The organism is Mucilaginibacter sp. L3T2-6, assembly GCF_030519355.1.
GTDB lineage: Bacteria > Bacteroidota > Bacteroidia > Sphingobacteriales > Sphingobacteriaceae > Mucilaginibacter.
Window position 1 is genome coordinate 44,727 of sequence record NZ_JAUMKC010000010.1, and the last position, 12,662, is coordinate 57,388.

At 43.9% G+C, this 12,662-nt stretch carries 14 protein-coding genes and 1 tRNA gene; 11 read left to right on the top strand and 4 right to left on the bottom strand.

All coding sequences use genetic code 11. From position 1 onward, the window contains the following. Positions 1 to 3: 3 nt before the first annotated feature. Together Q3W13_RS12635 and Q3W13_RS12640 are read right to left on the bottom strand one after the other, a co-directional pair. Positions 4 to 1,338: an FAD-binding oxidoreductase gene (locus Q3W13_RS12635; RefSeq protein ID WP_302864367.1), complete on the bottom strand. Its 1,335-nt coding sequence runs from the start codon at positions 1,336 to 1,338 to the stop codon at positions 4 to 6. Further along, entirely contained in the window at positions 1,319 to 2,236 is a 918-nt protein-coding gene (locus tag Q3W13_RS12640) for a decaprenyl-phosphate phosphoribosyltransferase (protein WP_302864369.1), read from the bottom strand. The genes Q3W13_RS12635 and Q3W13_RS12640 overlap by 20 nt, the downstream gene beginning before the upstream one ends. Positions 2,237 to 2,370: 134 nt before the next feature. Here Q3W13_RS12640 and coaD point away from each other — a divergent pair, with 134 nt between their 5' ends. Then, positions 2,371 to 2,832, top strand: a complete 462-nt coding sequence (gene coaD / locus Q3W13_RS12645; RefSeq protein WP_302864371.1) for a pantetheine-phosphate adenylyltransferase — start codon at positions 2,371 to 2,373, stop codon at positions 2,830 to 2,832. 98 nt (positions 2,833 to 2,930) lie between these two features. Here coaD and Q3W13_RS12650 read toward each other — a convergent pair whose 3' ends face one another. Beyond that, positions 2,931 to 3,554 (bottom strand): NUDIX domain-containing protein, encoded by a 624-nt coding sequence (locus tag Q3W13_RS12650; protein ID WP_302864372.1) that lies wholly within the window; start codon positions 3,552 to 3,554, stop codon positions 2,931 to 2,933. On the opposite strand from Q3W13_RS12650, the gene pyrE reads away from it, so the two are divergent. The 10 genes from pyrE to Q3W13_RS12700 all read left to right on the top strand — a co-directional run bounded on the left by pyrE (position 3,553) and on the right by Q3W13_RS12700 (position 12,222). Next, the gene (gene pyrE, locus Q3W13_RS12655; protein WP_302864375.1) at positions 3,553 to 4,197 is read left to right on the top strand and encodes an orotate phosphoribosyltransferase; all 645 of its coding nucleotides are present in this window, start codon (positions 3,553 to 3,555) and stop codon (positions 4,195 to 4,197) included. The genes Q3W13_RS12650 and pyrE overlap by 2 nt on opposite strands. A 13-nt stretch (positions 4,198 to 4,210) precedes the next feature. Further along, positions 4,211 to 4,681, top strand: coding sequence for an SRPBCC family protein (locus Q3W13_RS12660; RefSeq protein WP_302864376.1), 471 nt, complete (start codon positions 4,211 to 4,213; stop codon positions 4,679 to 4,681). A 372-nt stretch (positions 4,682 to 5,053) separates the two neighbouring features. After that, positions 5,054 to 6,682, top strand: a complete 1,629-nt coding sequence (locus Q3W13_RS12665) for an ABC-F family ATP-binding cassette domain-containing protein (protein WP_302864377.1) — start codon at positions 5,054 to 5,056, stop codon at positions 6,680 to 6,682. 106 nt (positions 6,683 to 6,788) lie between these two features. Continuing rightward, positions 6,789 to 6,861 (top strand) — tRNA-Lys (locus Q3W13_RS12670). 269 nt (positions 6,862 to 7,130) lie between these two features. Continuing rightward, complete coding sequence (locus tag Q3W13_RS12675) at positions 7,131 to 7,580, top strand: DoxX family protein (protein ID WP_302864378.1); 450 nt, start codon at positions 7,131 to 7,133, stop codon at positions 7,578 to 7,580. Between the two features lie 28 nt (positions 7,581 to 7,608). Beyond that, on the top strand, positions 7,609 to 8,658 hold the full coding sequence (locus Q3W13_RS12680) for an alpha/beta fold hydrolase (protein WP_302864379.1): 1,050 nt from the start codon (positions 7,609 to 7,611) through the stop codon (positions 8,656 to 8,658). A 39-nt stretch (positions 8,659 to 8,697) separates the two neighbouring features. After that, positions 8,698 to 9,156, top strand: a complete 459-nt coding sequence (locus Q3W13_RS12685) for an organic hydroperoxide resistance protein (protein WP_302864381.1) — start codon at positions 8,698 to 8,700, stop codon at positions 9,154 to 9,156. 135 nt (positions 9,157 to 9,291) lie between these two features. Then, positions 9,292 to 10,311, top strand: coding sequence for a sensor histidine kinase (locus tag Q3W13_RS12690; protein ID WP_302864382.1), 1,020 nt, complete (start codon positions 9,292 to 9,294; stop codon positions 10,309 to 10,311). Next, positions 10,292 to 11,053 carry a LytTR family DNA-binding domain-containing protein gene (locus Q3W13_RS12695; protein WP_302864383.1) on the top strand — a complete coding sequence of 254 codons (762 nt, stop codon included), beginning with the start codon at positions 10,292 to 10,294 and terminating at the stop codon, positions 11,051 to 11,053. Before Q3W13_RS12690 ends, Q3W13_RS12695 begins: the two co-directional genes overlap by 20 nt. A 92-nt stretch (positions 11,054 to 11,145) precedes the next feature. After that, complete coding sequence (locus tag Q3W13_RS12700) at positions 11,146 to 12,222, top strand: acyltransferase (RefSeq protein ID WP_302864385.1); 1,077 nt, start codon at positions 11,146 to 11,148, stop codon at positions 12,220 to 12,222. Positions 12,223 to 12,240: 18 nt separating this feature from the next. Here Q3W13_RS12700 and Q3W13_RS12705 read toward each other — a convergent pair whose 3' ends face one another. Then, complete coding sequence (locus Q3W13_RS12705) at positions 12,241 to 12,627, bottom strand: YidH family protein (RefSeq protein ID WP_302864386.1); 387 nt, start codon at positions 12,625 to 12,627, stop codon at positions 12,241 to 12,243. Positions 12,628 to 12,662 lie beyond the last annotated feature (35 nt).

Genomic DNA, 12,662 nt, shown 5'->3' on the forward strand with positions numbered 1-12,662 from the left:
GTATTATTTAGGTTCTGTTAATAATAAGCGGTCAGATTGTGCCGACCTGATTTTTCCATCCGGGTTATATTTCTTTACGATATCCTTAAACTTATCCAGCTCGGGGTAGTTTTTCAGCATATCCGGTTTCATGCGGGCATCTTTAGTAATGTAAATCCGTCCGCCGTATTTAAGTACTATTTCATCCAGTTCATCCAGGAACTCCAATACGCCCTTGCGCAATGGAAAATCAAGCGCCAAGGTATAACCTTCCCGGCAAAAGGAGATCATGCTCTCCTGCTTTCCTAACACTTTCAATACGGTAAGGAAAGAGCCCATGCCTTTTTCGCCTATCCGGTTTAAAATCTCCACCAACCCTTGCCTGGATTCCAATGGCATTACAAACTGGTATTGTACAAAACCGGCTTTGCCGTACATACGGTTCCAGTTGTTTATAGCATCCAGCGTATAAAACACAGGGTCATACAAAACCACCGAATCCATTTCTTTTTTATAGTTCTTCAGGTAATATAAAAAGTTAAAGGCTTTAACCGTAAAGGTATTTAGTACCCATGCAGGCAGCGTGAATGGAAAGTTCAGCTTTTTATTTGATGGAAGTTTTAAAGGTTCTTTCTTTTGCTCTTCAATAAGCTCGCTGAAAGCCGCATGTTCGCCCACTGTTAAAATGCCCCGGCCAGAATTTTTACCTTTCGTAAGGCAGTCAATCCAGGCCACCGTATAGCTATAATGCTGATATTTATCAAACAGCGACAGCAGCTCATCCAGATTTTGAGCCTTAATTTGTTTTTGACGAATGTAAGATGTCTCAATTTTCTTTAGCCTGAACTTTACCCGGGTAACCATACCCGTAAGACCCATTCCTCCGCATGTAGCCTCAAATAAATCTGTATTCTGAGTTGGCGAACAAGTTATCTCCTCGTTCGATGCCAGCCTTACATCCATATCGATGATATGCCTGGAGAATGAACCTTCCGTACGGTGGTTTTTGCCGTGCACATTACTGCCAACGGCCCCGCCCACGGTAATCAGCTTGGTGCCGGGCGTAACCCTAAGAAACCAGCCCTGCGGCACAATCACCTGCAGCACATCGCTTAAGGTAATGCCTGGCTGGCACTCAAACACACCTTTAGCCGTATCGAATGATAGTATCTTGTCGAACTTTAGCGTCGTTAAAGCCCGTTTGCCTAAAGCTGAATCACCATAGCTGCGACCATTTCCACGCGGAATGAAGTCCTCGCTCCTGTCTGCCAGCTTTTCAAGTTGTTCTGTAAAAACAAAACTCTCCTGGTTGCATTCAACAACCGGGTAACGGCCCCAGCTAGTAAGCGGCTTTTCCATCGGGTAAAAAAATTGGGGTATGCGGCAACATATATAAAATAACATAAATGCTCGCTATCCATAACAAAATGGTTATTTGTATAAAGCGGTCGCGGTACAATACTTCCGTTGGTGAACCGGCGTTTTTGTTTACAAACACTATCTGCATATATCGCATAATCCCGGCAATAACAAACACGCTTGAATAATAAAGGCGATAAGTGCCCAGCCTGTTAATGGTTTTGGGCGATTGCGTGTAACTGATGTATGCAACAATAATTATCGCGCTGAACAGGCCGAGCATCAGGTTTAAATATTCCATGGTATAGCCGTTCACCGATTTACGCATTTCAGTACCCGAGGTTTCTTTCAATAACAAATCATCACGGCGTTTACCAAGCGCCATAAACATCGCAAGCAGATAGGTCATAATGATCATCCATTCGGTAGTGTCGGTATGGGTGATGATCCCCCCGCCTTTAACCCTGAACACAAAACCTGCGGAAAGGATCAGCATGTCCAGTATTGCTATATTTTTTAAACCGAACGAGTACGCCAGATTTAATAAGAAATATACGCCCAGCACCAGCAAAAATCCCAAACCCGGATTCGCAGCGTAGCCAAAGCCTGTACCGAGGATGATCAGTACTACTAACATTACAATAGCATGTGATGGCTTAACTTTGCCGGAGGCCAGCGGGCGTTTTGATTTGGTGGGGTGTTTGCGGTCGTCCTCGATATCCCGGTAATCATTGATGATATAAATGCTGCTGGCAATACAGCAAAAAGCAATAAACCCGGCCACCAGCAAAATTGTATTCGAGGCGGTAAATATATGCTTCGCAAAAAAAGACGGGACAAAAAGAAAAAGGTTTTTAGCCCAGTCTTTTGGCCGCAGCAGCTTGATGTGATATTTCATAGCTTTTGAATATGCCTATTACGGGCAAGTATGGCCTATTGTTGCGAATGTGCCGATTTACGCGATGCATTTTACCGAAATATTGTGCAGGCTTGATTTTGATTTATAACTTTACCCGTATATAAGGCTCAGCTATGAAAATTGCCCTTTTTCCCGGCTCGTTCGACCCGGTTACCAAAGCCCACGTTGACATTGTAAAACGTTCAGTCGGCTTATTCGATAAGCTTTACATTGGCATCGGCGTAAACAGCACCAAGGCCGGCCTGTTAAGTGTTGAAAAGAGGGAAGAGCTTTTGCGGGCTGTATTTGGCCATGACGACCGCATCCATATCATAGCCTATGAGGGGTTAACCGTAAACTTTTGTAAAAGCATAGGCGCTGCTTATATGATCCGCGGCATACGTACCGTATCGGATTTTGAGTATGAGAAAGCCATCGCCCAAATGAACCACTCACTTGATCCTGAAATCGAAAGCATCTTTATTGTAAGCAAGCCGGGGTATTCATCAATCAGCTCAAGTATCGTACGCGAAGTTATGCGCTATAATGGTGATGTCAGCCAGTTTATTCCAAAGGAGGCGCTGCCGTTTTTATAGTCGGTTCATAATTCATAGTTCATTGGCGAAACATACAGACAATAACCAAAACTCGCCAGTATGTGAAATTACGACTGCCATGAACTATCAGCAATGAACTACCGCACCCTTTCTACTAATTTCTCCTTCACCAGTACATCCATAATCGATGGAAAGGTATTTTCAATTATCGGGCTGATGTGATCTTTATTGAACCAGCGCACATCGGTTATTCCCTCTTCCGTTTGCGGTTTCAAATCTTTTTGGCCACGGGTACGCATATTGTACCAGTAGGTTTTCTTAAGTACTACTTCGCCCTTATTGATATAGGAGTGGTAAGTTTTGCAGATAAGTTCATCCAGCCGGGTCACCTTGATGCCGCATTCTTCTTCCACTTCGCGTACAGCAGCTTCCTTTACGCCCTCCTGTTTTTCAATCTTTCCTTTGGGCAGGTCCCACTTATTATTGCGGAAGATGAAAAGATAGTGGCCTGTTTCGTTCTTTACCAATCCGCCTGCCGCCTCGATAAGGATAACACTTTTCTTAACAGTTTTAAAAAAGGCTTTTACATCGTCACACAGCACGTAAAAAAGCTTACTTGGGTGATTAAGAACCCATGAATAAGCCATCTTAAGATCAAATGCCTCTGTATCAATTCGTTTGTAATCAGCAACCCTTTTTGGTTCCTTTCCTGTTAGTAGAATAACTTTTTCGTTAATATAAATTCTGTATTTTTGGGCCATGTTTGATAATACCGAGATAGCGCAGCAAGTTGCTGAATTTTTGCTGCAAATTAAAGCAATAAAATTACAACCTAATAATCCTTTTACCTGGGCCAGTGGGTGGAAATCGCCCATTTATTGCGATAATCGCATCACGCTTTCCCATCCTACTATACGCACCTATATAAGGCAACAGCTAACCCGTTTAATCCAGGAAGAATTCGGTTCGGTTGGCGTTATAGCCGGCGTCGCTACTGCCGGTATACCCCAGGGGGCGCTTGTAGCACAGGAATTAGGCCTGCCTTTTATATACGTCCGTTCAAAACCCAAAGAACATGGTACGGGCAGTCTCATTGAGGGTGATTCCTCATTATCAGGCAAAAGAGCCGTTGTTATTGAAGATTTGATATCAACGGGCAAAAGCAGTCTGCAAGCTGTAAATGCTTTGCGTGATGCCGGATACGACGTTGCTGGCCTGGCTGCAATTTTTAGCTATGGTTTTGACGTCGCAACCGAAAATTTCAAAAATGCAAATTGCCCTTTCTTTACGCTTTCAAATTATAGCGCGCTGATAAAATATGCCGCAGAAAATCAATACATCAGTGAAGCGGATGTCGAGCTATTAACAAAATGGCGCGAAGATCCGTCTAACTGGGGTCGCTAAATTTAGCTGACAGTTGATAAGTGCAGTTGGCAGTTTTATCTGTCAGCTGATATTGATCTGCAAAGTGCTTACCGCAAACTACACCATGAACACCTTTCAAAATAAAGTAACTGTACACCAGCCAGCGACCAAGGTATTTGACTTTCTGGCCGATATGAACAATCATCAGAAATTAATGCCCGCAGAAGATATTGGCGATTGGAAATCAACTTACAACGAAGCCAGTTTTAATATTAGGGGCATGATCAGTCTTAGCCTTAAGGTTGACAGCAGGACAGTAAACGAACAAATAAAGATTGTGCCGGCTGAGAAACCGCCTTTCGAAATGGAACTGATGTGGGAATTGAAGCCATCCGGACAGGACACGGAAGTAACCTTTACAATAAACGCGGAGTTAAATTTGATGATGAAAATGGCCGTGTCCGGTCAGTTGAAAAAACTCACCGAACACGAAGCCAATAGCTTGATTTTTCTTTTGGGTTAAGTACTGCGGGGCGACTCAGTTAAAAGCAAGCAAGTAAATTAATATTCGCTTTTTGCCCTTAAATGAACCATTACCGCAAGTACATTAATAACAAATAATAATGTTACTACGATTACCATCTTTCGTTTATTAATTAGGGATTAAAAACATTACAAGGTAATTACGTGTTACTTAATTTCAAAGTATTTGTTAAGAATAAAGCGGGTAATTTATTAACATTTGTTCCAACTCATATTTTTCATAGCCAAAACAGCGATTTATAGGTATAAAACGAGGTTGTAACATGTTTGTTACAACAGTTAAGGGCAACTTAAAAACTATTATTCGGGCGAATGTTAATAAATTAAGGCATTTAGCCGTACCTTTGCGGCAATGATTACGGTATCCAATTTATCTTTACGCTACGGCAAACGCACACTTTTTGAAGATGTTAACCTGAAATTTACGCAGGGTAACTGTTATGGCATAATCGGCGCCAACGGAGCCGGAAAGTCTACCTTTCTTAAGATCCTTTCGGGCGAAGTTGACCCAACCAGCGGATCAGTAAGCTTTACTCCCGGCGAACGCATGGCAGTACTGAGCCAAAATCACTATGCTTTTGATGAATTTACCGTTATTGAGGCTGTGATGATGGGGCATAAAGAAATGTATGCCGTTATGAAGGAAAAAGACGCCATTTACCTGAAGGAAGATTTCAATGACGCCGACGGCGAGCGTGCCGGTGAACTGGAAAACATGTTTGCTGAAATGGACGGCTGGAACGCCGAAAGCAATGCCGCTACCCTATTGAGTAACCTGGGCATAAAAGAAGAATTCCATTATCAGCTGGTGAAAGACCTTGATAATACCCAAAAAGTACGTGTATTGTTAGCGCAGGCGCTTTTTGGCAAGCCCGATATCTTACTGCTGGATGAGCCCACCAACGACCTTGATATACATACTGTAAGCTGGCTGGAAGACTTCCTGGCAAGTTATGAGGCTATTGTACTGGTAGTATCGCACGACAGGCACTTTCTTGATACGGTTTGTACGCATGTGGTGGATATAGATTTTGGTAAAATGACCATCTTTACCGGCAACTATACCTTCTGGTACGAATCGAGCCAGTTGGCATTGAGGCAGCGTGCAGAGCAGAATAAAAAGGCCGAAGATAAGGTGAAGGAACTGCAGGAGTTCATCCGCCGTTTCAGCGCTAACGCATCAAAATCAAAACAGGCTACCAGCCGTAAGAAGGCGTTGGATAAGATCAACCTCGATGAGATACAGCCGTCGAACCGCAAGTACCCCGGCATTATCTTTAATAACCAGGGCCGCGAAGCCGGTGACCAGATATTACAGGTCGAAAAGCTTAGCAAATCATTAAACGGCGAACTGCTGTTCAACGACGTTCGTTTTATGGTGAATAAGGGCGATAAGATAGCCATACTGTCGCAAAACAGCTTAGCTACTACGGCTTTGTATAACATCCTGACCGGCCGGGATAAAGATTATAAAGGCGAATTTAAATGGGGTGTTACCATTAATTATGCCGATATCCCGATCGACAACGCCGACTACTTTGCCGGCAAGGACGAAAACCTGATAGATTGGCTGCGTGAATATTCGCCCGGCGACAAGGACGACCAGTTTATCCGCGGGTTCCTGGGCAGAATGCTATTCAGCGGCGAAGAAGTACTGAAAAAAGCAACAGTGCTTTCCGGCGGCGAAAAAATGCGTTGTATGTTCAGCCGGATGATGCTGCAATCGGCAAATCTGCTGATGTTTGACGAGCCAACCAACCACCTCGACCTGGAGTCGATCACCGCGTTGAACAATGGCATGAAAGATTTCCGGGGAACTATTCTGTTTACCTCGCGCGACCATGAGCTGGTACAAACTGTTGCCAACCGGATCATCGAAATAACCCCCGGCGGTACTATCGACAAGCTGATGAGCTATGACGAATATATCACAAGCGATGCGGTGCAAAAACAGCGGGACGAGCTCTATGCGACGGCCTGATCGTTAAGATAGCTGAAGACGGAGGTTAGTTTTCCCCTAATCTCTTTTCTCTTATCTCTGTTCGAAAAAAAATTCGTTTATTTGCAGCCCCAGCAAAAAAACACCAGACTCCGTAGCTCAGCTGGTAGAGCAAATGACTCTTAATCATTGGGTCGAGAGTTCGAATCTCTCCGGGGTCACTAGGCGGGATATAGCGCTGTTTTCAGCGTCATATCCCGCTTTTTGTTAGTAAGATTTTCTTCGTTGAATAAATTCAACAGGCCCTGCCTTAAGGAACCATTCTTGAATACCTGGCATAACTCCGCAGGCTGAACTGTGCCCTATTCATCAGCGCAGATCCGTTTTAGCAAAAATATCTTAATCGGCAGCGTGAATGTCCGTTTCATGGGTTGATGTGTCCGCTTCGGCCATTATCTGCTCCCGGCGCTGTTTGTTTTACGCCAATTTTGTGTCAGCAATCAAAACAAACAACGTCATGAACTTAAAAACATTAAAAACAATTTACTGGTCTGGTGCTATTTTTATTTCTCTTTGGTTTGGCGCCAGCGGCTTTTTCGAACTTACCAAAAATCCCCTCGTTTGGGATATTACCGTAAAACTGGGTTATCCGGCACACTTTATTTATATCCTTGGTGTGGCTAAATTATCAGGAGTAATCGTGCTGCTCACTCCCAACCGTTTCCTTCGTCTGAAAGAGTGGGTATTTGCGGGAATCTTTTTCGACATCATTTTCGCATTCTTCTCCAAGCTTATGGTCTTGGGTTTTGCGCCGACAATCGATGCAATTATCGCTTTCGCCGCAATCACTATAACATACGCAATGTTCAGAAAGCTTTACCCGGCTGCTTATAGCACAGGGGTCTCAGAAAAAGCAAATTATAACATTGTTCAGGCTTAAAAACTCTCATCAAACAAAACGCTGAATCATGAAAAATACTTTAACCGCGGGCCGCAACATGATAATTGCTGCCGCCGCCATCCTCATCGCACTGCTGCCAGGCAGTTCACACGCGACGCATGCACAAAACATCAATAATCAACAGGCGCCGTTGGACATAAGCCGCTTCGATGCTTCATTCGGAAAAATTAAACAGATAAAGGCAGGAGTGCTGGATATTGGCTACGCAGATATCGGCCCTGCAAATGGCAAACCGGTAATACTGCTGCATGGCTGGCCATACGACATTCACAGTTATTCAAAAGTAGCGCCGCTGCTGGCAGCAAGGGGATACCGCGTAATTTTGCCTTACCTGAGGGGATACGGCACTACCCGCTTCCTTTCGGCAAAGACCCCGCGCAATGGACAACAAGCAGCGCTGGCCGAAGATGTAATAGCTTTAATGGATGCGCTTAAAATACAAAAAGCCATTATCGGTGGTTTTGACTGGGGCGCCCGTACCGCAGACATAGTAGCGGTACTATGGCCCCAACGGGTTGAGGCGCTGGTATCTGTAAGCGGCTATCTGATCGGCAGTCAGCAGGCTAATAAAGCACCTCTCCCGCCAAAGGCCGAATTTTCCTGGTGGTATCAATTCTATTTTGCAACTGCCCGGGGCCAGGCTGGTTATCAGGCCAACCGTGCCGCGTTTGCCAAACTTATATGGCAAACCGCTTCGCCCGAATGGAAATTCAGTGATTCGGTCTTTAAACAATCGGCTGCCGCCTTTAATAACCCCGACCACGTCGCGATAGTGATCCATAACTACCGCTGGCGGCTTGGGCTTGCCAAAGGGGAGCCGAAATACGATGAACTGGAGGCAAAACTGGCTCTATCGCCCGCAATAACAGTTCCGGCGGTAACCCTTGAGGGTGATGCCAATGGCGCGCCGCATCCGTCGCCAGCCGATTATGCAAATCGCTTTAAAGGGAAATACGCTCATCATACGATTAAAGGAGGAATCGGGCACAACCTGCCCCAGGAAGCACCGGAAGCCTTTGTTGACGCGATTGTTGAGGCCGGCAGTTTTACGAAATAATAAATCAACTTAATCGATAGGATCAATCTTTAAATAAAAATGGAAAATCAAAATGTGATCAGCAGCAGAAATGCTGCAAACGCCGGGATAAGCAAAGTGCTATATACCGGGAAATTACATGTAACAGGCGGCCGCGAAGGTAACGCGAGCAGCAGCGACGGCCGGTTAAACATCACGCTCTCGACTCCGGGCGGGCCCGGTGCAGGCACAAACCCTGAACAGTTGTTTGCCGCAGGATGGTCGGCCTGTTTTATAGGAGCGATGAAGCATAACGCATCAGGCCTGAAAATTGCGTTGCCTGCCAACCTTGCTGTCGATACAGAGGTAGATCTTGGCACCGGCGATGGCGGGTTTTACCTGCAGGCACGTCTTAACGTAAGTTTACCGGGTTTAACGCCGGATGAGGCCAGGGCCGTGGTAAGCGCAGCGCATGAAACCTGCCCCTACTCAAAAGCTACACGCGGCAATATCAATGTTGACATTAATGTAACAGTTTAACATCTGCGTTTTTTGATGAAAGCGGGAGTACGGCAAATGTGCTTCCGCTTTTATATAAACCATAATTAATCACGATTTACGTATCTGCTGCTATTACTATACATTATAATTACCTTTAAAGCCCGTATTATATAAATGAAGAATCCGGAGTTCAAAGTATCGCATACCACTATATGGGTAAGTTCTGTTATCCTCGGCTTGCTGTCGTCGGCGCCGCAATTGGCAGCACATCAATTTAACGCTGCCGAGGCTGCCGTAAATGCGGTGCTTACCGGTTCTTTTGCAATACTGATGTGGTATTTCAATATCTTCATGCTCAAACGCGAGCCCGTGAGAAAGCGCGCACAAGGCATCTCTTATACCAGGTTGTTTAAATCACTGTTGTTCGGGCTTGTAGTGATGTTTGGTTTGGCCTGGCTGCAACAACTTATTCTCTCGCAAATTAATTTTGGGCCAACCATGCTAATGGTCGAAGTACGTGGCATACTCATCAATCTCGTATTTTATATGTTTTTAAATCTGCTTCAGCATAATTACGAAAACCAGTATGTTGGCATGGAACTGGAACGTATAAAAAGCGACAACCTTGCTGCCCAGTATGAATTATTAAAACAGCAGGTCAATCCGCACTTTTTGTTCAACAGTTTAAATACCTTAAAAGCCATGGTTGAAGCCGGCGATGCGGAAGCCGTAGATTTCATTCTCAAACTATCTGATTTTTATCGCTTCACCCTCGAAAGCCGCAGGCTCGACCTTATACATGTTCAAGAGGAAATGGAAATTGTAAATGCTTATCTTTTTCTGCAGAAAGCACGCTTCGATAGCGGCTTTACATTTACCAGCAAGTTGACTCCCGATACTTTTAAAACGCTGGTTCCGCCTTTTACACTTCAGTTGTTAGTTGAGAATTGCATTAAGCACAACGTAGTATCACCACAAAGACCGCTGGACATTACTATCTATGAAGACCATGAGCATATTGTTATAGAGAACGTTTTACAGCCAAAAAAGGGCGGTGTAAAATCAACAGGTATTGGCTTAAAAAACATAGGTTTGCGCTACAATCACTTTTTGAAAAAAAATATTGAGATCGTACAAGATGACAAAACCTTCAAGGTAATACTTCCCTTTATTTATGAACATAATCATTATTGAAGACGAGTTTAGGACGGCCAAATCGCTCGAAAACATTATTAAAGAGCTTAAACCAAATGCACAGATAATCGGGCAGTACCAAAGCGTAGATCAATCAGTAGAAATGCTCAGCAACGGTCCTCTGCCTGATCTTATTTTTATGGACATCCAGCTCGCTGATGGCTTATCGTTCGAAATATTTAAATCGGTGAAGATTACTTGTCCGGTGGTTTTTTGTACCGCTTTCGATGAATATTCGCTGGAGGCATTTAAAAGCAATGGTGTTGATTATATTTTGAAACCTTTCTCTAAAGATGATATTGCGGATGCATTGAGAAAAGTGGATGAATTAAAGAACTTTTTTCAACAAAAATCTGCGCATACGCTGGAGAGCCTTTTGTCGCGCCTTAGTCAGCCTGCTGAAAAAACTAGTTTTCTGGTGTTTAAAAACCAGAAATATACTACTGTACACACCCATAACATTGCATTCTTTTACATTCGCAATGACGCTGCCTCACTTATGTGTTTTGATGGTCAGGAGTATACACTTAATCAATCGCTCGATACAATTGCCTCGTCGGTTTCAGCTAAGCAATTTTTTAGGATTAATCGGCAGTACCTGGTTAATTTTAAGGCGATTAAAGAGGTTGAGCATTATTTTCTGCGCAAGCTGTATGTAAAGCTGATTATTGAGACACCGGAGAAGTTGCTGATTAATAAGGAAAAATCACATAGCTTTTTGAACTGGATGGAGGAGCGCTGACAATATTTTCCGGCCTTTTAAATCTACCCTGGGACTCTTTTTTATCATCTTGTTTTCTAAATTTAAAGCTTTGAACCATTAGACCAACCTAAATGACCACCCAAAACATCGCCAAACGCCATTACGGCTTTGATATCCTTAGAGTGCTCGCTTGTTATATGGTAATGCAGATACATACCGGCGAATTTTACTATATCGGAGATGGCGGTACGGTAATAAATTCTCCCGACGCGCATATTGTAGGCTGGTGTAACTCCTTTCTGAGGACTTGTGTGCCATTGTTCGTGATGCTGTCAGGCTATTTTCTGTTTCCAATTACTGATACGCGTGCCTTCTTTAAAAAGCGCATGAGCCGGGTGGCTATTCCGTTTGTTTTATGGTGCATTATATATGCGTTCTATTACTATTTTAAGGGACAGGCAGACCTACAGACAACGTTTATCAATATAGCTAAAATAGCTGTGAACTATGGCGTGGATGTTGGGCACTTATGGTTTGTTTACATGCTGCTGGGTATATATTTGTTCGCGCCTTTAATTTCTAACTGGGTGCAAACCTGCAGCCGCAGGAATATGGAGTTTTACCTGTTACTTTGGGCAATCTCATTTTCGCTGCCTTATATACACCTGGCTTTCCCTGCGGTTTGGGGGGAATGTTACTGGAACAAAACGCCGATGCTCTATTATTTTTCCGGATTCCTGGGCTATGTTATACTCGCCAACTACATTAAGCGTTTTTGCCTGGAGGCCCGGTCATGGAACTATTATGTGGGCGCGTTGTTAATAATTATAGGATACACGATAACAGCCTGGTGTTTTTTGCACCTGCTGCCGGTGGAAAAATACACCAGCGCAGCAGAACTTAGCTGGAGTTTCGAGACCATTAACGTCGCAATGATGACTGCGGGGATATTCCTGATTCTAAAAAACGTCTCTATAAAAAATACCGATTCGCTCATTGTAAAAATCCTTACCGATATTTCCGCGAAGAGTTATGGCGTTTATCTGGCCCACATTATTGTTTTAAACGCTGTCTATGCCTTGCTTAACCCACATTTTGAAAGCGCTGCCATCAAGCTACCGCTGATAGCGCTTACAACGTTTGTGATAACAAACGTAATTATTAAGGTGCTTTCGTATTTGCCGAAGAGCAAGTGGTTGGTAGGATAAAGAATATTACCCCTTTCCTTATAAATTCGGCAAAAGATAATACAGTAACAACAAGCTGCCAACTACAACACCAATTGTCAGCAGCATCAACAATCGGGACGAAGGATAAAAAGCTTGCGATAGCAATTGCCGCTCTATTCGCTTATAGCGCGTATAGCCAATGAGTGCGGTTAACGCTCCGATAGCCACCAGGCACATACCGATAACGCCGGAGAACCCTTTTGGCGGGCTTACCTCGTGGCCGCTAACTACCAGTGACAACTGGCGGATGAAAAGCGAAAACTTAACTACCACGAACCCAAAGCCCATCAGGGCTATACTGGTACGTATCCACGCAAGAAAAGTGCGTTCATTGGCAAGGTGATCACTTGCGCTAATCTTTATTTTTTCTCCGGATGTTATCATATTAACCTAACACTTAAAGCCCATTCAGGTTTAAA